The sequence below is a fragment of the Salmonella sp. SAL00672 genome (assembly GCF_046552175.1).
GTDB lineage: Bacteria > Pseudomonadota > Gammaproteobacteria > Enterobacterales > Enterobacteriaceae > Salmonella > Salmonella enterica.
Genome location: NZ_JBGDUQ010000001.1, coordinates 1,067,418 through 1,091,012, shown reverse-complemented (window position 1 = coordinate 1,091,012; position 23,595 = coordinate 1,067,418). Strand labels below are relative to the sequence as shown.

Below are 23,595 nucleotides of genomic sequence, written 5' to 3'. Positions count from 1 at the left end.
TGAAGCAGAAAGATCCAGACTTCTTGAAACGTTTCAGCGCGATCTGGTTTTTTTGATAACTCAGATTGGCGCTTTTTTTCTCATAGTGGCTGAATCGTTTCAATTCAGCAGGAGAGGAGACACATGTTCCAGTTATCGGTTCAGGACATTCATCCGGGCGAGCAGGCCGGAAATAAAGAAGAGGCCATTCGGCAAATCGCCGCCGCGTTAGCGCAGGCGGGGAATGTGGCGGGCGGCTATGTTGACGGTATGCTGGCGCGCGAACAGCAAACCTCGACCTTTCTTGGCAATGGTATTGCGATTCCCCATGGCACAACAGACACGCGCGATCAGGTGCTGAAAACCGGCGTCCAGGTCTTTCAATTTCCGCAGGGCGTTACCTGGGGAGAAGGCCAGGTCGCCTACGTGGCGATTGGTATTGCCGCCAGTTCGGACGAACACCTTGGCCTGCTGCGTCAGCTGACGCATGTGCTGAGCGATGACTCCGTGGCTGAACAGCTGAAATCCGCGACAACGGCGGAAGAGCTGCGCGCATTGCTGATGGGCGAGAAGCAAAGTGAACAATTAAAACTTGATAACGAGACGATGACGCTGGATGTCATCGCCAGCTCGCTGGTCACATTGCAGGCGCTAAATGCGGCGCGTCTGAAAGAGGCGGGAGCGGTTGATGCGGCGTTCGTCGCAAAAACGATTAACGATAGTCCGATGAATCTGGGACAAGGCATCTGGCTGAACGACAGCGCGGAAGGCAATTTGCGCAGCGCTGTTGCGGTAAGCCGTGCGACCCAGGCGTTTGACGTAGAGGGTGAAAAAGCAGCCTTATTGGTCACTGTCGCGATGAACGACGAGCAGCCGATTGCCGTGTTAAAACGCCTCGGCGACCTGTTGCTGAACAATAAAGCCGATCGTCTGCTGAGCGCCGACGCCGCGACGCTGCTGGCGTTGCTGACCAGTGATGATGCGCTGACGGATGACGTACTGAGCGCGGAATTTGTAGTGCGTAATGAGCATGGTCTCCATGCCCGTCCGGGCACCATGCTGGTGAATACGATTAAACAATTTAACAGTGAAATTACCGTGACAAACCTTGATGGAACCGGCAAACCGGCAAACGGACGTAGTCTGATGAAAGTGGTGGCGTTAGGCGTGAAGAAAGGCCATCGTCTGCGCTTTACCGCGCAGGGTGAAGATGCTGAACAGGCGCTGAAAGCGATTGGCGATGCGATCGCCGCCGGTCTCGGGGAGGGCGCATAATGAGCAGGCGTGTTGCCACCATTACCCTTAATCCGGCTTACGATCTGGTTGGGTTTTGCCCTGAAATCGAACGCGGCGAAGTGAACCTGGTGAAAACCACGGGTCTGCACGCGGCGGGCAAAGGCATTAACGTTGCCAAAGTGCTGAAAGACTTAGGCATCGACGTCACCGTCGGCGGTTTTCTCGGTAAAGATAACCAGGACGGTTTTCAGCAATTGTTCAGCGAACTGGGTATCGCTAACCGCTTTCAGGTGGTTCAGGGCCGGACCCGCATCAACGTGAAGCTGACGGAAAAAGATGGCGAAGTGACCGACTTCAACTTTTCCGGCTTTGACGTGACCCCCGCAGACTGGGAACGCTTTGTTAACGACTCCCTGAGCTGGCTGGGTCAGTTCGATATGGTCTGCGTCAGCGGTAGCTTACCGGCTGGCGTGAGCCCGGAAGCGTTCACCGACTGGATGACGCGTCTGCGCAGCCAGTGTCCATGCATTATCTTTGATAGTAGCCGTGAAGCGTTAGTCGCCGGTCTTAAAGCTGCGCCGTGGCTGGTGAAACCGAATCGCCGCGAACTGGAAATTTGGGCGGGTCGTAAGCTCCCGGAAATGAAAGATGTGATTGATGCGGCGCACGCGTTACGCGAACAGGGTATCGCCCATGTGGTGATTTCGCTGGGGGCGGAAGGCGCGCTGTGGGTTAACGCCTCAGGAGAATGGATCGCTAAACCACCGGCAGTTGACGTGGTAAGTACCGTCGGCGCAGGCGATTCCATGGTTGGCGGATTGATTTACGGCCTGCTGATGCGCGAGTCCAGCGAACATACGCTGCGTCTGGCGACGGCGGTTGCCGCGCTGGCGGTCAGCCAGAGCAATGTGGGTATTACCGATCGTCCTCAGTTGGCCGCAATGATGGCGCGTGTCGACTTACAACCGTTTAACTGACAGCAGGAGAGGCATAATGAAAACGCTGCTGATAATTGACGCTAATCTCGGCCAGGCTCGCGCTTACATGGCGAAAACCCTGCTTGGAGCGGCGGCGCATAAAGCAAATCTGGAAATTATCGACAATCCGAATGATGCTGAGCTGGCGATCGTGCTGGGCGAATCTCTGCCGAACGACAATGCTCTGAACGGCAAAAAGGTTTGGCTGGGGGATATTGGTCGCGCCGTCGCGCATCCGGAACTGTTTCTGAGTGAAGCCAAAAGCCATGCGACCCCTTACAGCGCTCCTGCTGCGGTTGCTCCTGCGGCGAGCGGCGGTCCGAAACGCGTGGTCGCGGTAACGGCCTGCCCGACCGGCGTCGCCCATACTTTTATGGCGGCTGAAGCCATTGAAACAGAAGCGAAAAAACGCGGCTGGTGGGTAAAAGTCGAAACGCGCGGCTCCGTGGGGGCCGGCAATGCCATCACCCCGGAAGAGGTGGCGGAAGCGGATTTAGTCATTGTGGCGGCGGATATCGAAGTGGATCTGGCGAAGTTTGCCGGTCTCCCGATGTACCGCACGTCGACCGGCCTGGCGCTGAAAAAGACGGCGCAGGAGCTGGATAAAGCCGTAGCGGAAGCAACGCCGTATCAACCGGCGGGTAAGGCATCGCAAGCGGCGACCGAAGGGAAGAAAGAGAGCGCTGGAGCATACCGGCATCTGTTGACGGGCGTTTCTTACATGCTGCCTATGGTGGTTGCCGGGGGACTGTGTATTGCACTTTCCTTCGCCTTTGGTATTGAAGCCTTTAAGGTGCCGGACACGCTGGCGGCGGCGCTGATGCAGATTGGCGGCGGTTCGGCGTTTGCGCTGATGGTGCCGGTACTGGCGGGTTATATCGCTTTCTCCATCGCGGATCGCCCAGGCCTTACGCCAGGTCTGATTGGCGGTATGCTGGCGGTTAGCACCGGTTCCGGTTTTATCGGCGGGATCATTGCCGGCTTCCTTGCCGGGTATATGGCGAAGCTTATCAGTACCAAACTGAAACTTCCGCAAAGTATGGAAGCGCTGAAGCCAATCCTGATCATCCCGTTAATTTCCAGTCTGGTGGTGGGGCTGGCAATGATTTACCTGATCGGTAAACCGGTTGCCGGGATTCTGGAAGGGCTCACCCACTGGCTGCAAACCATGGGGACGGCAAACGCGGTGCTGCTGGGCGCGATTCTCGGCGGGATGATGTGTACCGACATGGGTGGCCCGGTGAACAAAGCGGCGTATGCGTTTGGTGTTGGTCTGCTGAGTACGCAAACTTACGCGCCGATGGCGGCGATCATGGCCGCAGGTATGGTACCGCCGTTAGCGCTGGGTCTGGCGACGATGGTGGCGCGCCGTAAGTTCGACAAAGCGCAGCAGGAAGGCGGTAAAGCGGCGTTGGTGCTGGGGCTGTGCTTTATCACTGAAGGCGCTATTCCGTTTGCGGCACGCGACCCGATGCGTGTACTGCCGTGCTGTATCGTTGGCGGCGCGTTGACCGGGGCCATTTCTATGGCGGTAGGCGCAAAATTGATGGCGCCGCATGGCGGTCTGTTTGTTCTGCTTATCCCAGGCGCAATTACGCCGGTATTGGGATACCTGCTGGCAATTGTGGCCGGTACGCTGGTGGCAGGGCTGGCTTATGCCGTCCTGAAACGTCCGGAGACGGAAGTCACGGCAAAAGCGGCATAAGAGAAACACGCTAAAAAAGGCAGAGCGCGCTCTGCCTTTTTTATTGCCTGAAGAACATTGAGCGTCAGGCCATCGCTTCGGCAATTTGCTGGGCTTTTAACCACGCAATCTCTTCCGCCCAGATATCAGGATTGATGGTCTCCAGTATCAGCGGAATACCGTCAAAACGCCCATCCTGCATAATCCAACGAAACGCATCGTGGCCGATATTGCCTTCACCCAGACTGTGATGGCGGTCAACGCGGCTACCGAAGGCGCTTTTGGCGTCGTTCAGGTGCATTCCGCGCAAATACTGAAATCCGACAATTTTCCCGAATTCGGCGAATGTTTTTTCGCACGCCTCTGGCGTACGCAGATCGTATCCGGCGGCAAAGGCATGGCAGGTATCGATACAGACGCCAACGCGCGACTTATCTTCCACGCCGTCGATGATGGCGGCTAACTGTTCAAACTCAAACCCCAGATTACTGCCCTGACCGGCTGTATTTTCGATAACCGCCGTAACGCCCTCGGTCTGCGCGAGGGCAATATTGATGGATTCCGCGATCCGCGCCAGGCAATCCTCCTGTGCAATCTGCATCAGATGGCTACCGGGATGAAAATTAAGCAAGGTTAAGCCGAGTTGTTCACAGCGCTGCATTTCATCGAGAAAGGCATCGCGTGATTTTTCCAGCGCTTCACTGACCGGATGGCCCAGATTAATCAGGTAACTATCGTGGGGAAGAATTTGCGCCGCCGAGAAATGATACTTTTCACAGGCGATTTTAAAGTCATCAATGACCTGGGGAGTAAGGGGGGCGGCACGCCACTGACGCTGGTTTTTTGTGAAAAGCGCAAAGGCCGTTGCGCCAATTTCAGCCGCGCGGGCAGGGGCGTTAGCCAGACCGCCAGCAGCGCTGACGTGCGCTCCGATGTATTTCATAAAAGACTCCTGTTAAACCCGCTAACGGTTCATTACGAACGCTATGATAACGGGTTAACAGGCGTGAAACGTAATAATTTATGCGATAAGGCTATGGATTAGGACGTTAATGGCGCCACCGCCAATAATCAGCCAGGCGAATAATGCCAGCGCCATCAGCAGCGGTTTCGCCCCCGCTTTTTTCAATGCGCTAACGTGAGTGGTCAGACCCAACGCCGCCATCGCCATCGCCAGCAGCACTGTGTCCAGCGTCACCAGCATATCCACCACGGCTTTCGGCAGCAGGTGAAAAGAGTTGAAGATCGCCACTACGATGAAGAAAATAGCAAACCACGGAATGGTAATTTTGCTTTTTTCCGCGCCGGTCGCCGGTGAAAGCTGTTTAACGCGCGCCGCCAGAATGATCAGGAACGGCGCCAGCATCATGACACGCAGCATCTTAGCGATAACTGCCGCATTTTCCGCATCCGGGCTAACGGCATGACCCGCTGCGACCACTTGCGCGACTTCATGCATGGTTGAGCCGATATAGATGCCGTAAGTTTCCGGGCTGAACCAGTGCGCCAGCAGCGGATACATTGCCGGGTAAAGGAAAATAGCGATGGTGCCGAAAATAACGACAGTCGCGACGGCTACAGTAACCTTACTGGCTTCCGCTTTTACCACCGGTTCTGTCGCCAGTACCGCCGCCGCGCCGCAGATACTGCTACCGGCGCCAATCAGCCAGCTGGTGTGCCTGTCCAGACCAAAGACTTTTTGGCCTAAGAAGCAGGCCAGCATGAACGTGCTGGAAAGCGTTAATACGTCAATTACAATGCCGCTAATGCCCACGTCGGCGATTTGTGAAAAGGTAAGGCGGAAGCCGTAAAGGATAATCCCTAAACGCAGCAGATGTTGTTTTGCAAACAGCACGCCGCCGTCGCATTGTTTCCATATTTGTGGATAGACGGTATTCCCGATAACCATACCCAGCAGGATAGCCAGGGTCAGGGCGCTGAACCCCGCGCCTGCAACGGCAGGGATAGCGCCGCCCCACAGGGCGACTCCTGTAATGACGGCGCTCAGAGCGAGCCCCGGTATAAAATGCCACATTGTACGACGATGATTCTGCAAGGTGAGTTCTGTCATAACCTTCTCCTGTATATGGACAATAAGGTTACGGTGATCTGGTTTAAAAATAAAATTGATTATATATTTATAATTAATCTTTATAAGTGGTAAGTGAAACGCTATCGGTGGGATACGACTATGCATATTACGCTACGACAACTTGAAGTGTTTGCTGAAGTACTGAAAAGCGGTTCAACAACCCAGGCGTCGGTCATGCTGTCATTATCGCAGTCCGCCGTTAGCGCCGCGCTCACCGATCTGGAAGGTCAGCTCGGCGTACAGTTGTTTGATCGGGTGGGGAAACGGCTGGTGGTCAACGAACATGGGCGCTTGTTATACCCGCGCGCGCTGGCATTGCTGGAGCAAGCGGTAGAAATTGAGCAGCTATTTCGTGAAGATAACGGCGCGATACGGGTTTATGCCAGTAGCACCATCGGCAATTACATTTTACCCGCCATGATTGCCCGCTATCGCCAGCATTATCCGGCCTTGCCGCTGGAACTCAGCGTGGGAAACAGCCAGGACGTGATTAACGCGGTGCTGGATTTTCGGGTTGATATCGGCCTGATTGAAGGGCCGTGTCACAGTACAGAGATTATCTCTGAGCCGTGGCTGGAAGATGAGCTGGTGGTCTTTGCCGCGCCGTCCTCGCCGCTGACGCAGGGGCCGGTGACGCTGGAACAGCTTGCGGCATCCCCATGGATTTTACGCGAGCGCGGTTCCGGTACGCGGGAAATTGTCGATTATTTGCTGTTGTCGCATTTGCCGCGCTTTCATATGGCGATGGAGTTGGGGAATTCAGAAGCGATCAAACATGCGGTGCGTCATGGACTGGGGATAAGCTGTTTATCGCGCCGGGTGATTGCTGAACAACTTCAGGCGGGAACCCTGGGCGAAGTCGCGGTGCCGTTACCGCGCCTGGTGCGCACGTTGTGGCGTGTTCATCATCGGCAGAAACATCTTTCTAACGCGTTGCAGCGTTTTTTGAGTTACTGTGAATAAAGGTGAAGAGGAGGGCTGCCCGGGCGGCATCGCCATTTTTAGTATCCGCTTACGTATACGTTATTCTCTGCTTTACTTATAATCCGTGGCCGGTCATGAAGGTCTCTTATAACCGCGCATTTGTGTCGGAAGGATAGTATTTCGTCTGTTACAATCGCGCCTCATTTTTTGGATGGATAGCATTTTCACATGGGTTCCAAAACTAAAACCACAGAAGCGCCCGCGCTACGTCGCGAATTAAAGGCGCGTCACCTGACGATGATTGCCATTGGCGGCTCCATCGGGACAGGTCTTTTCGTTGCATCTGGTGCGACAATTTCTCAGGCGGGGCCAGGCGGCGCGCTGTTTTCTTATATTCTGATTGGTTTGATGGTCTACTTCCTGATGACCAGTCTTGGCGAGCTGGCGGCCTATATGCCGGTATCTGGCTCGTTTGCGACATATGGTCAGAACTATGTGGAAGAAGGCTTTGGTTTCGCGCTGGGCTGGAACTACTGGTACAACTGGGCGGTGACTATCGCTGTTGACCTGGTTGCCGCGCAATTGGTGATGGGCTGGTGGTTCCCGGACACGCCGGGCTGGATCTGGAGCGCGCTATTCCTCTGCGTCATTTTCTTGCTGAACTACATTTCCGTGCGCGGTTTTGGCGAAGCGGAGTACTGGTTCTCGTTAATTAAAGTCGCGACCGTTATTATCTTCATCATCGTTGGCGTAGCGATGATTATCGGTATCTTTAAAGGTGTTGAGCCGGTCGGCTGGAGCAACTGGACGACGGGCGATGCGCCTTTTGCTGGCGGTTTTGCGGCAATGATTGGCGTCGCGATGATCGTGGGCTTCTCTTTCCAGGGAACTGAGCTGATTGGTATTGCCGCCGGGGAATCTGAAAACCCGGAGAAGAATATTCCGCGCGCGGTGCGTCAGGTGTTCTGGCGTATTCTGCTGTTTTATGTTTTCGCGATTTTGATTATCAGCCTGATCATTCCTTATACCGATCCAAACCTGCTGCGTAACGACGTCAAAGACATTAGCGTCAGTCCGTTTACCTTAGTGTTCCAGCATGCGGGCTTGTTGTCTGCGGCGGCGATAATGAATGCGGTTATCCTGACGGCGGTACTGTCTGCGGGTAACTCCGGGATGTATGCCTCGACCCGTATGCTCTACACCCTGGCCTGTGACGGTAAGGCCCCGCGTATTTTTGCGAAATTGTCCCGCGGCGGCGTACCGCGCAATGCGCTTTATGCCACCACCGTGATTGCCGGTCTTTGCTTTTTGACCTCAATGTTTGGCAACCAGACGGTCTATCTGTGGCTGTTGAACACCTCCGGTATGACGGGCTTCATCGCCTGGCTGGGGATTGCCATTAGCCATTATCGCTTCCGTCGCGGTTACGTGTTACAAGGGTATGATGTGAATGATTTGCCGTACCGTTCCGGGTTCTTCCCGCTGGGGCCGATTTTCGCCTTTGTACTGTGCCTGATTATTACGTTGGGGCAGAACTATGAAGCGTTCCTGAAAGATACCATCGACTGGGGCGGCGTCGCGGCGACCTATATCGGTATTCCGCTGTTCCTGCTTATCTGGTTCGGCTACAAGCTGATAAAAGGTACGCATTTCGTGCGCTATAGCGAAATGCACTTCCCGGAACGCGTTAAAAAGTAACGCGGTATTCTCGTCGTAGGCCGGATAGGCTTTTATGCCGCTATCCGGCACTGACTGCCTGAATCTGACTCTTCTAACCCTCTCATTCGAGAGGGTTTTTTGTTTTTTCTTCATGATTGGTTCAAATGACATAATTATTAACAATTAAATTGATAATTATTATCGTTTGCTTTATCGTTACGCTCGAAATCAGAAAGGATGAAGATTCGGGCGCGACCGTCACTCATGAGCCCGACTCGCCTGCATAAAAAGAGTTCGCCGTGATAACCGTTATCGCAGGCGAAACGTAATGCGTTGTGAGCGATAACCGATTTTTTTGTCGTATTTACCTCATGGAGAAATGGAATGTTTAGGTTTAACCCTTTCGTTCGGGTAGGGCTTTGTATGTCCGCAGTTACGTTGGCCTGGCCGGTTGCCGCGGCAACGGATGATGGTGAAACCATGGTCGTTACCGCGTCCGCCATCGAACAAAATCTGAAAGATGCGCCAGCAAGTATCAGCGTCATTACCCAGCAAGATTTACAGCGCAGGCCCGTGCAAAACCTGAAAGATGTCCTGAAAGAGGTGCCGGGCGTACAGCTCACTAACGAAGGGGATAACCGTAAAGGCGTGAGTATTCGTGGTCTGGACAGCAGTTATACGCTGATCCTGATCGACGGTAAGCGCGTTAACTCCCGTAACGCGGTCTTCCGCCATAATGATTTTGATCTGAACTGGATACCGGTTGACGCTATCGAACGCATTGAAGTGGTGCGTGGCCCCATGTCCTCGCTGTATGGCTCCGATGCGCTGGGCGGCGTGGTCAACATTATCACCAAAAAAATTGGTCAGAAATGGCACGGCAGCGTCACGGTTGACTCCACTATTCAGGAACATCGCGACCGTGGCGATACCTATAACGGTCAGTTCTTTACCAGCGGTCCGCTGATCGACGGCGTGCTGGGAATGAAAGCCTACGGTAGCCTGGCGAAACGCGAAAAAGACGAGCAGCAGAGTTCCGCCACCACCGCTACGGGTGAAACGCCGCGCATTGAAGGATTTACCAGCCGGGATGGAAACGTCGAGTTTGCCTGGACACCAAACGAAAATCATGACGTTACCGCAGGCTACGGTTTTGATCGCCAGGACCGGGACTCCGACTCGCTGGATAAAAACCGTCTGGAACGACAAAACTATGCGTTGAGCCATAACGGACGTTGGGATCTCGGCAATAGTGAGCTCAAATTCTACGGCGAAAAAGTGGAAAACAAAAACCCCGGCAACAGTAGCCCTATCACGTCAGAAAGCAATTCGATTGACGGGAAATACGTTCTGCCGTTAGCGTCTGTCAACCAGTTCCTCACCTTCGGCGGCGAATGGCGTCACGATAAACTGAGCGATGCGGTGAACCTGACCGGCGGTTCCAGTACTAAAACCTCCGCCAGCCAGTACGCTCTGTTCCTTGAAGATGAGTGGCGCATCTTCGAACCGCTGGCGCTGACCACCGGTATTCGTATGGATGACCATGAAACCTATGGCGATCACTGGAGCCCGCGTGCTTATCTGGTCTATAACGCAACGGATACCCTGACGGTGAAAGGTGGGTGGGCCACGGCCTTTAAAGCGCCGTCGCTATTGCAATTAAGCCCGGACTGGGCGACCAACTCCTGCCGTGGCGGATGCCGCATTATCGGTAGCCCGAATCTGAAACCTGAAACCAGTGAAAGCTGGGAGCTCGGCCTTTATTACCGTGGCGAAGAAGGCATACTGGAGGGCGTGGAAGCGAGCGTTACCACGTTCCGTAACGATGTGGACAATCGCATCAGCATTAGCCGTACCCCTGACGTTAACGCCGCGCCCGGCTATTCCAACTTTGTCGGTTTCGAAACCAACAGTCGGGGACAGCGCGTTCCGGTCTTCCGTTATTACAACGTGAATAAAGCGCGTATTCAGGGCGTGGAAACCGAGTTGAAAGTTCCGTTTAACGAGGCGTGGAAACTGTCGTTGAATTACACCTATAACGACGGACGCGACGTCAGTAATGGCGGGAACAAGCCGCTTTCCGATCTGCCGTTCCACACCGCGAACGGTACGCTGGACTGGAAACCGGCGCAGCTCGAAGACTGGTCATTCTACGTATCAGGGAATTATACCGGGCGTAAGCGGGCCGACAGCGCAACGGCGAAAACGCCGGGCGGGTACGTGGTCTGGGATACCGGCGCGGCATGGCAGGCGACGAAAAACGTTAAACTACGTGCGGGCGTTCTGAACGTGGGCGATAAAGATCTCAAACGCGACGACTACGGTTATACCGAAGACGGACGTCGTTACTTTATGGCGGTGGATTACCGTTTCTGACAGAGACTGGCGACAGCCGCGTTTTGCCGCTGTCGCCAGAATGTTATAACCGATGCAGCCTGGAGAGCAGCGCCAGCGACAGAGTCGTTAGCAGAATGGCGATCACCGCATAGATATAAACGCCCGACCACGCCCAGCTATTTTTCACCATAATTACCGGCACACCGGCCATTGCCGCGCCGACATAGCTGAACAATCCCCGAAAGCCGGTAATCGATCCCGCCGCATCCTTATGGGTCACATCCAGACAGCCGACGGCAAAAAGCATATGCGGTCCGTATAAGGCGAAGCCCATGATGGTGAACAGAATCGCGGTGAGGGTGTAAGAGGTATCCTGAACCAGCGGCACCAGCACGATGCATATGCACAGCGCTAACGCGAAGATTAATCCGGTCATCCAGCGGTTACTTTTGAACATAAAGTCAGACAAGTAGCCTGCCAGCAACCCACCTGCCAGTCCGCCCGCCTCAAACCAGGAAATAATCGAGTTCGCTTTTATCAGGCTCCAGCCGTGAACCTGCGAATAGTAAATCTGCGGCCAGTCGTTAAGGATAGTGCGCGCAATATAAACCGACATATCGCCGATAATAATGATCCATACCAGTGGATTGGTCAGGATATATTTCACAAAAATCTGCCAGAAGCTCAGGTTGACCGGGCTGGCCTTGACCTGGGCCAGTTCTGTCGGGTCGTTACGCCACTGCCCCACGTTGGGCAAACCTAACGTACCGGGACGATCTTTAATGGTAAATAGCGCCACTATCCCCATCAGCAGCGAAATGGCGCCGGGAACATAAAACCCCATTTTCCAGCTACCGCTAAAGGCGATAGCAAAGCTGGTCAGCAGCGGCGCGAGGCTGCCGCCGATATTGTGCGCCGCTTCAACGATAGCCCACCAGCGTCCCCGTTCGTTTTTCGAAAACCACGAGGCCATAATTTTCGCCATCGGCGGAAAGCTGGTGCCCTGTAATATCGCGTTGAGACTGTACAGCACGTAGAATGCCGCCACGCTGTCGGAAAAGCCGAACAGAATATTTACAATCCCCACGCCAATCAGCACCGGGCCGGTCATGGCTTTCGGGTTAATTTTATCGACCAGCATCCCGCCGACAAACTTCATCGCGCCATAAAGAATGTAAAAAATAGAAGACATAATGGCGAAGTCTTCTGCGGTCAGTGACGTTTCCGTCAGCATGGCCGGCATCGCGGCGGAGAAATTTTTACGGGTAAGATAAAAGACGGCATAAGAGATAAAGACCGAGGCGATAATCTCAAAACGAAATTTTTTATAGGTCTGGTCTATCTCTTTTTTCTCTTTTACAATCGGCTTATCGGGCTGGCTGAAAATAAATGTTTTTATACTCATTTTAAAATTCCCTTCCGGCGAGGTGAGTCGCGTTATAATTCATCTTCAATAAGAAAAAGAAGCAATTCGAAACCGTGATAATTAATCTGATGGTGGATTTTTTCCCGTACAACCGGCTTCGCTTTCCAGGCAATACCGGTGCCAGCATGTTCTAACATCGGCAGATCGTTGGCGCCATCACCGCAGGCAATAATATTCTCCGTGGCAATATTTAACCGGGCAGCCAGGTCAACCAGCGTCTGTTTTTTGTTTGCGGCATTCATAATCGGCAAGGTAATGTTATCCGTCAGAACGTTATCGCGTATTTCAACCGTATTCGAAAAGGCATAATCCAGTTGATACCGTTCTTTTAGACGCTGGGTGAATATATCCAGTCCCCCGGAGATAATCGCGGTTTTAAATCCTTTGGCCTTGATGACTGGCAGAATAGTTAACAGGCCTGGCGAAAGGGTCATGCGATCGCATACGGCGTTCAGCACTGCTTTCGGCGTGCCTTTCAACATTCCGATACGTCGGGTAAAACTGGCGTTAAAATCAAGCTTGCCCTCCATCGCCTGTTGGGTAATGGCGGTGATTTGCGTCGACATGCCAAGCTCGCGGGCAATTTCATCCACGCCTTCTTCCGCAATAAATGTCGAGTCCATATCAAACGCGATAATACCGTTAGCAGGCAGTGGCTGCGGCTTAATAAAAAAATCAAACTGCCATTGCAATGAGAGTTCGCGTAAATAGCGATAAAATTCAGGCGTCAGACATTCCGCTGGCAGCATAAGCTTTAAATAAGCGGTATTGATAAGCGCGGCATAACGTTTATCAAATAATAGCGGAAACGGCATGGTGACGGCATTAAATAACGTTTCCTGTAATTTTTTCTGAAACGTATCGATATCCTGTGTAGTAATAAAATAAATAATGCTCATATGATAACTCCCTTAATTTATGGGTATTATAATGGCTCTTTTGCGGCGTGGAATCTCGTGCTATCACAGATATCACAGCCAGAAAAGGGCTAAAAAAGCGTTGTTTTTGATACCAGGTAAAGTTCAGACACAAAAGGTATCACTTTTGATATGCCAACTGTGCGAGGATGTTATTTATTACTGAACGCGAATGACACTGAAAGGATTGATATAACGATGGAGAGTTGTCTTGATATATTCAAAATAGTAATAGGTCCATCCAGCTCACGTACCGTAGGGCCGATGCGCGCCGCCTGTCACTTTATTTCATTGCTCAGAGAACAAGAGACGTTGCCGCTAATTCGGGAAATTGAAATCGAGCTGTATGGCGCGTTATCGTTAAGCCGCAAGTGCCACAATGTGGATACCGCCCTGTATCTTGGGCTGCTGGGTTACCAGCCGGAGAATGTCGATCTCCGTTCGCATATGGCGGTGATTAAGCGTGCGGAAAATGAAAACAAAATCGAACTCCCGCTCTCCGACGCGGGCGGAATCACGATAAAAGTCAAGATTATCGCCAATCACCAGGCGCATCCAGGCCATCCTTATGCCATGACGTTTCGCGCCAGAGATGATTATTTCACGGTGTATGAAGAGACCTGGTTTTCGACCGGCGCCGGACAGGTTCGCAAACATGGCGAGCCGCTGACGCCATCGCTTCCTTTGCGTACAGTGTCGCCCTTTGAATTTAGTCATGCCGCGCAGTTGCTGGCGCTGTGTCGGCGTAACGGCCTGTCCGTGGCGGCGCTGATGATGAAAAATGAGCTGTGCCGCCACTCGCCACAGATGTTGCAGAATTATCTGGCGCAAATATGGGACGTGATGCAGCAGGCGGTTTATCGCGGCCTGCATACTGAGGGGGTATTACCCGGCCCCTATCAGGTACCGCGGCGCGCCTGTGCGTTACATAAGACGTTACAGGCTAACCGCTCCGCCAGCGATTTTTTAACCGCGCTGAACTGGGTCAATGCCTTCGCGATTGCGGTAAGCGAAGAAAATGCCAGCGGCGGACAGATTGTTACCGCGCCAACCAATGGCGCGTGCGGCATTATTCCGGCAGCGCTCTGCTGGTATGATAAATTTGTCACGCCGCTGGAGCCCGGTGCTCTGACCCGTTTCTTCCTGACCGCCGCCGCTATCGCGATATTGTTTAAACAAAACGCCTCTATTCTGGGATCTGAAGTTGGCTGTCAGGGGGAAGTCGGCGTGGCGTGCTCAATGGCGGCGGCGGGCCTGGCTGAACTGATGGGCGCATCCGTGGAGCAAACGCTGAGCGCCGCTGAAATTGCCATGGAACATCATCTGGGATTGACCTGCGATCCGCTGGGCGGGCAGGTACAAATTCCCTGCATAGAGAGAAACGCCATCTCTGCCGTGAAAGCGATAAACGCGGCGACGATGGCGATGAGTCGCGTAAGCGAACCCTGTATCTCGCTCGATGAGATCATTGCTGCGATGTACGAGACCGGTAAAGACATGAGCGCTAAATACCGTGAAACGTATCATGGTTCGCTGGGGAAAATTCAGCCGCGCAAGAGAGGGTAACAGCGTGAAATACAATACGATGAATAACGACGAGATTATCCTGTCGTTGTGCGCCCGCTTAAAGGAGACGCGTCTGTCTCTTTCGATGACCCAGCAGCAGCTTGCCGATCGCGCGCACGTTGGCATTGCCACCATCAAGCGTATCGAGAAGGGAGGAGGGCTCAATCTTGATACGTTAATTTCTCTCCTGCGGGCGCTGGATAAGTTGCATAATCTTGATGCGGTGCTGTTTGAATCCGAGCTGCGTAATTTTCACGAAAGTTATGAAGGCGGAGAGGGCAGCGGCCGCCTTCAGGTACGCCAGCAGGCCGCGGATTTAAATAATAAATCTTCCGCGCCGCAGTCGGAGGAGGTGAATTACAGCGCGGCGCTGGAAAATTCATTATGTTGGTGACGTCTCACGCTCGTCCCGTAAATACCGGGCATGAAAGCGCAGATGGTCCTCGATGAAGGACGCAATAAAATAATAGCTATGATCGTAGCCAGGCTGGATTCTTAGCGTCATCGGCCAGGCGGTTTGCCGCGCGGCTTCCGCCAGTACGGCGGGCTGAAGCTGATCGGCGAGGAATTGATCGCTGTCGCCCTGATCGATGAGCACAGGAATGGCGTCCTGCGGCTGGCTGGCCAGCATTAATTCGCAGCTATCCCACTCAGTCCAGGCTGATTCATCTTCGCCGAGATAAGCGGTAAGCGCTTTGATTCCCCACGGCACGCGGCTGGGGTTGACGATAGGCGCAAAAGCAGAGACGCTGGTGTATTTGCCCGGATTTTTCAGCGCCATGATTAATGCGCCGTGGCCGCCCATCGAGTGCCCGCTGATGGCGCAACGGTCGCTGACGTTAAACTGTGTCTGGATAAGCGCCGGAAGCTCATCGCGCAGGTAATCGTACATGCGATAATGGCTGGCCCAGGGCGGCTGTGTGGCATTGAGATAAAACCCGGCGCCGTGGCCTAAATCGTATCCGCTATCGTCGGCGACCTGTTCACCGCGTGGACTGGTATCCGGCATCACCAATACAATGCCCAGTTCTGCTGCGATACGCTGCGCGCCTGCTTTGGTGGTAAAATTCTCATCATTGCAGGTCAACCCGGACAACCAGTACAGTACCGGAGGCGGTTCATTATCCTGAGTCGGCGGAAGAAAAATGCTGAATGTCATGGCGCAGTTTAGCGTGGCGGCATGATGACGCCAGCGCTGCTGCCAGCCGCCAAAACATCGGTGCTCTTCGAGCATTTCCATGCGGGGGCTCCTTTTATAGTGAACCTGATAAGGTATGCAGATTCTTCATAATACAGATTATTCACCGCGTTGTGAGTAACTTTCACTTCCGTAATACATAAACATGCTTCATCATTTAAATAACGTTGCGTTAACAAATATGCCCTTTGTCCTGCCATCATTTTCGCACCGGAACAGATGTCATGAAAGGCAGCGACAATTTCAACAATTATGGGCGTGAATACTGGATTATGTGCGCTACCTCACGCACAATAATCACACTGTCACAATATTGACAAACTTTGCCCCATGCAGGGCAGAGGCGCCACACCTGCAGGAGAACACGATTAATGCCATCACTCAGTAAAGAAGCGGCCCTGGTTCATGACGCGCTGGTTGCCCGGGGGCTGGAAACGCCGCTGCGCCCGCCTATGGATGAACTGGATAATGAAACGCGAAAAAGCCTTATCGCAGGGCATATGACTGAGATTATGCAGTTGCTGAATCTCGATTTGAGCGATGACAGTCTGATGGAAACGCCGCATCGTATCGCTAAGATGTACGTTGACGAGATTTTCGCCGGCCTCGACTATGCCAATTTCCCGAAAATTACCCTCATTGAAAATAAAATGAAGGTGGATGAAATGGTCACCGTCCGCGATATCACGCTGACCAGCACCTGTGAACATCACTTCGTGACCATTGATGGCAAAGCGACCGTCGCGTATATCCCCAAAGATTCCGTGATCGGCCTGTCGAAAATTAACCGCATCGTGCAATTCTTCGCCCAGCGTCCACAGGTTCAGGAACGTTTGACCCAACAAATTCTGACGGCGCTGCAAACCTTGCTCGGCACCAATAATGTAGCGGTATCGATTGATGCGGTGCATTACTGCGTGAAAGCGCGCGGTATTCGTGACGCAACCAGCGCCACGACGACGACGTCGCTGGGCGGATTGTTTAAGTCCAGCCAGAATACGCGCCAGGAGTTTCTGCGTGCCGTTCGCCATCATCCATGATTAAGGCGGAGACGATGGAACGTAATGTCACGCTGGATTTTGTACGTGGCGTCGCTATCCTCGGTATCCTGCTTCTTAACATTAGCGCCTTTGGATTGCCGAAGGCGGCTTATCTCAATCCCGCCTGGTACGGCGCGATCGTTCCCGAAGACGCCTGGTCCTGGGCGATTCTCGATATTGTGGCGCAGGCTAAGTTTCTTACGCTGTTCGCGTTGTTGTTTGGCGCGGGGCTACAAATGCTGCTTCCGCGTGGTAAACAGTGGATTCAGTCGCGCTTGACGCTATTGGTACTGTTAGGTTTTATCCATGCGTTATTCTTTTGGGACGGCGACATTCTGCTGGCCTACGGTCTGGTCGGGTTAATTTGCTGGCGACTGGTACGCGACGCGCCTTCGGTAAAAAGCCTGTTCAATACCGGCATACTCCTTTATCTGGTCGGGATTGGCGTGCTACTGCTGCTGGGCGTGGTATCGAGTAGCGAAACCAGCCGCGCCTGGACGCCGGATGCGTCGGCAATATTGTATGAAAAATACTGGAAGCTGAACGGCGGCATGGAGGCTATCAGCAACCGGGCAGAGATGCTGTCGAATAGTTTACTGGCGCTCGGCGCGCAGTATGGCTGGCAACTGGCAGGTATGATGCTGCTGGGCGCCGCGCTAATGCGTAGCGGCTGGCTGAAAGGTCAGTACAGTCTGCGGCACTATCGCCGTACCGGGATTCTGCTGGTGGCGTTAGGGCTAATGATCAACCTGCCTGCGGTCATCTTACAATGGCGGCTGGACTGGGCGTACCGCTGGTGCGCCTTCTTATTGCAGGCGCCGCGCGAACTGAGCGCGCCGTTGCAAACGCTGGGCTATGCCGCGCTGATGTTTGGCTTCTGGCCGCAGCTTAGCCGATGCAGACTGACGCTTGCCATTGCCTGCGTAGGGCGAATGGCGCTGACCAATTATCTGCTGCAGACGATCATCTGTACCACACTGTTTTATCAGTTTGGCTTATTTATGGAATTCAATCGGCTGGAACTCTTGTTCTTTGTCGTTCCGGTATGGGCAATAAACCTTCTCTTTTCCGTCATCTGGCTACGTTTCTGGCGACAGGGACCGGTCGAGTGGTTATGGCGTCAACTCACGTTGCGCGCGTCAGGATCGCTCAGATAACGATCTGGATCACATTCATTAACAAAATGGCTGTAACCGTTTCCATCCCTGTGATGTTTCTCACGCAGCCCTGGGCAGGGGGCTGACAAAATAGCCGCCTGCTAACGGGGCATTTGTGAGCATTTTTGAACTCAAACAGGGCAGTGAATATGATCACCATTCGTGATGTAGCGCGCCAGGCTGGCGTGTCTGTAGCGACCGTTTCCCGCGTACTGAATAACAGCGCGTTGGTCAGTCCCGACACCCGTGACGCCGTTATGCAGGCCGTCACCCTGCTGGGATATCGGCCAAATGCGAATGCGCAAGCGCTGGCCACCCAGGTGAGCGATACCATCGGCGTCGTGGTCATGGATGTTTCCGATGCCTTTTTCGGCGCTCTGGTGAAAGCCGTAGATCTGGTCGCGCAGCAGCACCAGAAATATGTTCTCATTGGCAACAGTTATCATGAGGCGGAAAAAGAGCGCCATGCGATTGAAGTCTTGATCCGTCAGCGTTGTAACGCATTGATTGTTCACTCAAAAGCCTTAACCGATCGCGAGCTGAGCGACTTTATGGATCAGATCCCCGGTATGGTGCTGATTAACCGTATCGTGCCGGGTTATGCGCATCGTTGTGTTTGTCTCGACAATGTGAGCGGCGCCAGAATGGCGACCCGAATGTTGCTGAATAATGGACATCAACGCATCGGCTACCTGGCCTCCAGCCACCGTATTGAAGATGACGCGATGCGCAGAGAAGGGTGGTTACACGCGCTGCAAGAGCAGGGGGTTGCTGCGTCGGAGAGCTGGATTGGCACCGGCACGCCGGATATGCAGGGCGGCGAGTCGGCAATGGTTGAGTTGCTGGGACGCAATCTGCAACTGACGGCGGTATTTGCCTATAACGATAACATGGCGGCGGGCGCGCTGACGGCGTTAAAAGATAACGGCATCGCCATTCCCTTGCATCTGTCTGTCATCGGTTTCGATGATATCCCTATTGCTCGTTATACCGATCCTCAGTTGACTACCGTGCGCTATCCTATTGCTTCTATGGCGAAAATCGCGACCGAGCTGGCGTTACAGGGGGCTGCAGGTACGCTGGATATCACGGCGACGCACTGCTTTATGCCGACCCTGGTGCGGCGCCATTCGGTGGCATGGCGACAGAATGCGGTACTGATCACTAACTGATTACGCACCGCATGTAACCGTTTTCAATCTGTGAGTAAATTCACAGTTTATTAACATTGTGATAGCTATGATGACAACGTTTGTCGCACTGTAACTAATGTGTAACAGTTAGTTGTCAGTTTTGCTGGGGTATTTCGCTTATAAAAACCGTTATCACAATATCCCGCGACTACCGGACAAAAATAAAGAGTTGAATAAGAGCTTATCCCATTAGGGCTATTTTACTTGCCATTTTGGACCTGGGCAGTGCTCGCCAAAACGCGTTAGCGTTTTGAACGCCGCTTGCGGCGGCCCGAAGGGCGAGCGTAGCGAGTCAAACCTCACGTACTACGTGTACGCTCCGGTTTTTGCGCGCTGTCCGTGTCCAAACTGGCTGCGCCAATAACGCCTGGTGGGATAGGCTCTAAATACGCTTCGGCGTTCAGTAACACGCGTTAACGTGCTGAACAGCCGGGCATTTTTTTACGCTATACCCTACATAATAAAACCGGAGCTACCATGAATAAGAAGGTACTGACCCTTTCTGCCGTGATGGCAAGTCTGTTATTCGGCGCGCACGCGCAGGCGGCTGATACTCGAATTGGCGTGACGATTTATAAATATGACGATAACTTTATGTCCGTGGTGCGTAAGGCTATTGAAAAAGATGGCAAATCCGCGCCGGATGTTCAGCTACTGATGAATGACTCGCAAAACGATCAATCTAAACAGAATGATCAAATTGACGTTTTATTGGCGAAAGGGGTTAAAGCTCTGGCGATTAACCTGGTCGACCCGGCAGCCGCCGGTACGGTGATTGAGAAAGCGCGCGGGCAAAATGTGCCGGTGGTGTTCTTTAACAAAGAGCCTTCCCGCAAAGCGCTGGACAGCTATGACAAGGCGTATTATGTCGGGACTGACTCTAAAGAATCCGGTGTGATTCAGGGCGACTTGATTGCCAAACACTGGCAGGCGAATCAGGGTTGGGATCTGAATAAAGACGGTAAAATTCAGTATGTTCTGCTGAAAGGCGAGCCGGGGCACCCGGATGCTGAAGCCCGTACGACGTATGTGGTGAAAGAGTTAAATGCTAAAGGTATTCAGACCGAGCAACTGGCGTTAGACACCGCTATGTGGGATACCGCGCAGGCAAAAGATAAGATGGATGCCTGGCTGTCTGGCCCGAACGCTAACAAGATTGAAGTGGTTATCGCGAATAACGATGCGATGGCGATGGGCGCGGTAGAGGCGCTGAAAGCGCATAATAAATCGTCGATTCCGGTCTTTGGCGTCGATGCGTTACCGGAAGCCCTGGCGCTGGTGAAATCGGGCGCGATGGCCGGTACGGTACTGAATGACGCCAACAATCAGGCGAAAGCGACATTCGATCTGGCGAAAAACCTCGCCGAAGGCAAGGGCGCGGCTGACGGCACCAGCTGGAAGATTGAGAACAAAATCGTGCGCGTGCCTTATGTCGGCGTGGACAAAGACAATCTGAGCGAATTTACCCAAAAATAACTTTTCCGTCTGTGGGCGCAATTTTGTTGCGCCCTGAAACCGTGGAAGGGTGACGCGCCGCAGACCGGATAACGTATTTCTTTTGCCATCCGGCGCGGATAGTCATAATTAAAAAGGCCGACAGGGTATCATTATGGGCAGCACGATTTCTCCGCCGTCGGGTGAATATTTGTTGGAAATGCGTGGCATTAACAAATCATTTCCCGGCGTGAAAGCGCTTGATAATGTCAACTTAAACGTTCGTCCGCATTCTATTCATGCATTAATGGGTGAAAACGGCGCAGGCAAATCAACATTATTAAAATGTCTTTTCGGTATTTATCAAAAAGATTCCGGCAGCATTGTATTTCAGGGAAAAGAAGTGGACTTCCATTCGGCGAAAGAAGCGCTGGAGAATGGGATTTCGATGGTACACCAGGAGTTAAACCTGGTATTACAACGTTCGGTCATGGATAACATGTGGTTGGGACGTTATCCCACCAAAGGTATGTTTGTCGACCAGGATAAAATGTACCAGGATACCAAAGCGATATTTGATGAGCTGGATATCGATATTGACCCGCGCGCGCGCGTAGGAACGTTATCCGTTTCGCAAATGCAGATGATCGAAATTGCGAAGGCGTTTTCCTATAACGCTAAGATCGTTATTATGGATGAACCGACCTCATCGCTAACTGAGAAAGAGGTTAATCATCTGTTCACCATTATTCGCAAGCTGAAAGAACGCGGCTGCGGCATTGTTTATATCTCGCATAAAATGGAAGAAATTTTTCAATTGTGCGATGAAATTACTATTTTGCGCGACGGTCAGTGGATTGCCACCCAGCCGCTGGAAGGGCTGGATATGGATAAGATCATTGCGATGATGGTCGGGCGTTCCCTGAACCAGCGCTTTCCGGATAAAGAAAATAAGCCGGGCGACGTGATTCTGGAGGTACGTCACCTGACCTCGCTGCGCCAGCCTTCCATTCGCGATGTCTCCTTTGATTTGCACAAGGGCGAAATTCTGGGCATTGCCGGTCTGGTTGGGGCAAAGCGTACCGATATCGTCGAAACGCTGTTTGGCATTCGTGAGAAGTCGTCCGGGACAATCACTTTACATGGCAAGAAAATTAATAATCACACTGCGAACGAAGCGATTAACCACGGTTTTGCGCTGGTGACGGAAGAGCGCCGTTCCACCGGAATTTATGCCTATCTGGATATCGGGTTTAACTCATTAATTTCGAATATCCGTAATTATAAAAATAAAGTGGGGTTACTGGATAATTCCCGGATGAAAAGCGACACCCAATGGGTCATTGATTCCATGCGGGTAAAAACGCCGGGGCATCGCACGCAAATTGGTTCACTTTCCGGCGGCAATCAGCAAAAGGTGATCATTGGTCGCTGGCTATTAACGCAGCCGGAAATATTAATGCTGGACGAACCGACCCGCGGCATTGATGTCGGCGCAAAATTTGAAATTTATCAGCTTATTGCGGAACTGGCGAAAAAAGGCAAGGGGATCATCATTATCTCTTCTGAAATGCCGGAGCTGTTAGGGATTACCGATCGTATCCTGGTGATGAGTAACGGTCTCGTTTCCGGCATTGTCGATACTAAAACAACAACGCAAAACGAAATTTTGCGTCTTGCTTCTTTGCACCTTTAAGATCAGGGGCTCCTTATGAGTGCGTTAAACAAGAAAAGCTTTTTGACCTGGCTGAAAGAGGGCGGAATTTACGTCGTTCTTTTAGTGTTGCTGGCGATTATTATTTTCCAGGACCCGACTTTTTTAAGTTTGCTGAATTTAAGTAATATTCTGACGCAATCTTCGGTACGTATTATTATCGCGCTGGGCGTGGCGGGACTCATCGTCACCCAGGGGACAGACCTGTCGGCGGGGCGTCAGGTAGGGCTGGCGGCGGTCGTGGCGGCAACATTACTGCAATCAATGGAAAACGCCAATAAAGTGTTTCCGGAAATGGCGACCATGCCGATTGCGCTGGTCATCCTGATTGTCTGCGCGATTGGCGCGGTGATTGGCCTGGTGAACGGCATCATCATTGCTTACCTGAATGTGACGCCGTTTATTACCACGCTTGGCACGATGATTATCGTTTATGGGATCAACTCCCTTTACTATGACTTTGTCGGCGCTTCGCCCATTTCCGGCTTTGACAGCGGCTTTTCCACCTTTGCGCAGGGCTTTGTGGCGATGGGCAGTTTCCGGCTCTCATACATAACCTTTTACGCCCTGATTGCGGTAGCGTTTGTCTGGGTGCTGTGGAATAAGACCCGTTTTGGTAAAAACATTTTTGCTATTGGCGGCAACCCGGAAGCGGCGAAAGTTTCCGGAGTAAACGTGGCGCTGAACCTGCTGATGATTTATGCGCTCTCCGGCGTGTTTTATGCCTTCGGCGGCTTACTGGAAGCAGGGCGTATTGGTTCTGCCACCAACAACCTCGGCTTTATGTATGAACTGGATGCGATTGCCGCGTGCGTGGTCGGGGGCGTATCATTTAGCGGCGGAGTGGGTACGGTCTTCGGTGTGGTGACCGGCGTCATTATCTTTACCGTCATCAACTACGGCCTGACCTATATCGGGGTAAACCCGTACTGGCAGTACATTATCAAAGGCGGCATTATCATTTTCGCCGTGGCGCTGGACTCGCTGAAATACGCGCGTAAGAAGTAGTTATCCAGACCTATTGCCTTGCTTATCAGATAACCCGGCGCAGCGAAACTGCGC

The 23,595-nt window shown here is 52.7% G+C and carries 19 protein-coding genes; 14 read left to right on the top strand and 5 right to left on the bottom strand.

Annotation, left to right across the window (positions count from 1 at the left end; translation table 11 throughout):
• Positions 1-123 precede the first annotated feature (123 nt).
• The 3 genes from fruB to fruA are packed head-to-tail and all read left to right on the top strand — an operon-like array spanning position 124 to position 3,897.
• The gene (gene fruB / locus ACLJTG_RS05610) at positions 124-1,254 is read left to right on the top strand and encodes a fused PTS fructose transporter subunit IIA/HPr protein (RefSeq protein WP_000487287.1); all 1,131 of its coding nucleotides are present in this window, start codon (positions 124-126) and stop codon (positions 1,252-1,254) included.
• Positions 1,254-2,192: a 1-phosphofructokinase gene (gene fruK, locus ACLJTG_RS05605; RefSeq protein WP_000091249.1), complete on the top strand. Its 939-nt coding sequence runs from the start codon at positions 1,254-1,256 to the stop codon at positions 2,190-2,192. Before fruB ends, fruK begins: the two co-directional genes overlap by 1 nt.
• A gap of 16 nt (positions 2,193-2,208) precedes the next feature.
• A complete protein-coding gene (fruA, locus tag ACLJTG_RS05600) occupies positions 2,209-3,897 on the top strand; it encodes a PTS fructose transporter subunit IIBC (protein ID WP_023217963.1) in 1,689 nt (562 codons plus the stop codon).
• A 64-nt stretch (positions 3,898-3,961) separates the two neighbouring features.
• Here fruA and nfo read toward each other — a convergent pair whose 3' ends face one another.
• Both nfo and ACLJTG_RS05590 read right to left on the bottom strand, forming a co-directional pair.
• Positions 3,962-4,819: a deoxyribonuclease IV gene (gene nfo, locus ACLJTG_RS05595; RefSeq protein WP_000873909.1), complete on the bottom strand. Its 858-nt coding sequence runs from the start codon at positions 4,817-4,819 to the stop codon at positions 3,962-3,964.
• Positions 4,820-4,897: 78 nt separating this feature from the next.
• Entirely contained in the window at positions 4,898-5,947 is a 1,050-nt protein-coding gene (locus ACLJTG_RS05590) for a YeiH family protein (protein WP_000137966.1), read from the bottom strand.
• Positions 5,948-6,067: 120 nt separating this feature from the next.
• On the opposite strand from ACLJTG_RS05590, the gene yieE reads away from it, so the two are divergent.
• The 3 genes from yieE (at position 6,068) to cirA (ending at position 10,927) form a co-directional block, all read left to right on the top strand.
• Positions 6,068-6,931: a DNA-binding transcriptional regulator YeiE gene (gene yieE / locus ACLJTG_RS05585; protein WP_000548316.1), complete on the top strand. Its 864-nt coding sequence runs from the start codon at positions 6,068-6,070 to the stop codon at positions 6,929-6,931.
• 189 nt (positions 6,932-7,120) lie between these two features.
• Positions 7,121-8,590 (top strand): lysine-specific permease, encoded by a 1,470-nt coding sequence (gene lysP, locus ACLJTG_RS05580; protein ID WP_000535000.1) that lies wholly within the window; start codon positions 7,121-7,123, stop codon positions 8,588-8,590.
• A gap of 345 nt (positions 8,591-8,935) precedes the next feature.
• Entirely contained in the window at positions 8,936-10,927 is a 1,992-nt protein-coding gene (gene cirA, locus ACLJTG_RS05575; protein ID WP_410958902.1) for a catecholate siderophore receptor CirA, read from the top strand.
• Between the two features lie 43 nt (positions 10,928-10,970).
• Here the strand turns inward: cirA and ACLJTG_RS05570 are convergent, their stop codons facing one another.
• Positions 10,971-12,293 (bottom strand): MFS transporter, encoded by a 1,323-nt coding sequence (locus ACLJTG_RS05570; RefSeq protein WP_000023807.1) that lies wholly within the window; start codon positions 12,291-12,293, stop codon positions 10,971-10,973.
• Positions 12,294-12,325: 32 nt separating this feature from the next.
• Complete coding sequence (gene serB / locus ACLJTG_RS05565; protein ID WP_058108583.1) at positions 12,326-13,213, bottom strand: phosphoserine phosphatase SerB; 888 nt, start codon at positions 13,211-13,213, stop codon at positions 12,326-12,328.
• Positions 13,214-13,429: 216 nt separating this feature from the next.
• On the opposite strand from serB, the gene ACLJTG_RS05560 reads away from it, so the two are divergent.
• Together ACLJTG_RS05560 and ACLJTG_RS05555 are read left to right on the top strand one after the other, a co-directional pair.
• Positions 13,430-14,797: an L-serine ammonia-lyase gene (locus ACLJTG_RS05560; RefSeq protein WP_079951319.1), complete on the top strand. Its 1,368-nt coding sequence runs from the start codon at positions 13,430-13,432 to the stop codon at positions 14,795-14,797.
• 4 nt (positions 14,798-14,801) lie between these two features.
• On the top strand, positions 14,802-15,191 hold the full coding sequence (locus tag ACLJTG_RS05555; RefSeq protein WP_000876817.1) for a helix-turn-helix domain-containing protein: 390 nt from the start codon (positions 14,802-14,804) through the stop codon (positions 15,189-15,191).
• Here ACLJTG_RS05555 and fghA read toward each other — a convergent pair.
• Positions 15,180-16,037, bottom strand: coding sequence for an S-formylglutathione hydrolase (gene fghA, locus ACLJTG_RS05550; protein ID WP_000425488.1), 858 nt, complete (start codon positions 16,035-16,037; stop codon positions 15,180-15,182). The two genes, ACLJTG_RS05555 and fghA, sit on opposite strands and share 12 nt — an antisense overlap.
• Before the next feature lie 329 nt (positions 16,038-16,366).
• On the opposite strand from fghA, the gene folE reads away from it, so the two are divergent.
• From folE to mglC, 6 genes are all read left to right on the top strand, one after another.
• On the top strand, positions 16,367-17,035 hold the full coding sequence (folE, locus tag ACLJTG_RS05545) for a GTP cyclohydrolase I FolE (RefSeq protein WP_001139611.1): 669 nt from the start codon (positions 16,367-16,369) through the stop codon (positions 17,033-17,035).
• 14 nt (positions 17,036-17,049) lie between these two features.
• Positions 17,050-18,192 (top strand): DUF418 domain-containing protein YeiB, encoded by a 1,143-nt coding sequence (gene yeiB / locus ACLJTG_RS05540; RefSeq protein WP_088759370.1) that lies wholly within the window; start codon positions 17,050-17,052, stop codon positions 18,190-18,192.
• A 149-nt stretch (positions 18,193-18,341) separates the two neighbouring features.
• A complete protein-coding gene (gene galS, locus ACLJTG_RS05535) occupies positions 18,342-19,364 on the top strand; it encodes an HTH-type transcriptional regulator GalS (protein ID WP_000628634.1) in 1,023 nt (340 codons plus the stop codon).
• 498 nt (positions 19,365-19,862) lie between these two features.
• Entirely contained in the window at positions 19,863-20,861 is a 999-nt protein-coding gene (gene mglB / locus ACLJTG_RS05530) for a galactose/glucose ABC transporter substrate-binding protein MglB (RefSeq protein WP_017465879.1), read from the top strand.
• 133 nt (positions 20,862-20,994) lie between these two features.
• Positions 20,995-22,515, top strand: coding sequence for a galactose/methyl galactoside ABC transporter ATP-binding protein MglA (gene mglA, locus ACLJTG_RS05525; RefSeq protein ID WP_000535907.1), 1,521 nt, complete (start codon positions 20,995-20,997; stop codon positions 22,513-22,515).
• A 15-nt stretch (positions 22,516-22,530) separates the two neighbouring features.
• Entirely contained in the window at positions 22,531-23,541 is a 1,011-nt protein-coding gene (gene mglC / locus ACLJTG_RS05520) for a galactose/methyl galactoside ABC transporter permease MglC (protein ID WP_001275101.1), read from the top strand.
• Positions 23,542-23,595 lie beyond the last annotated feature (54 nt).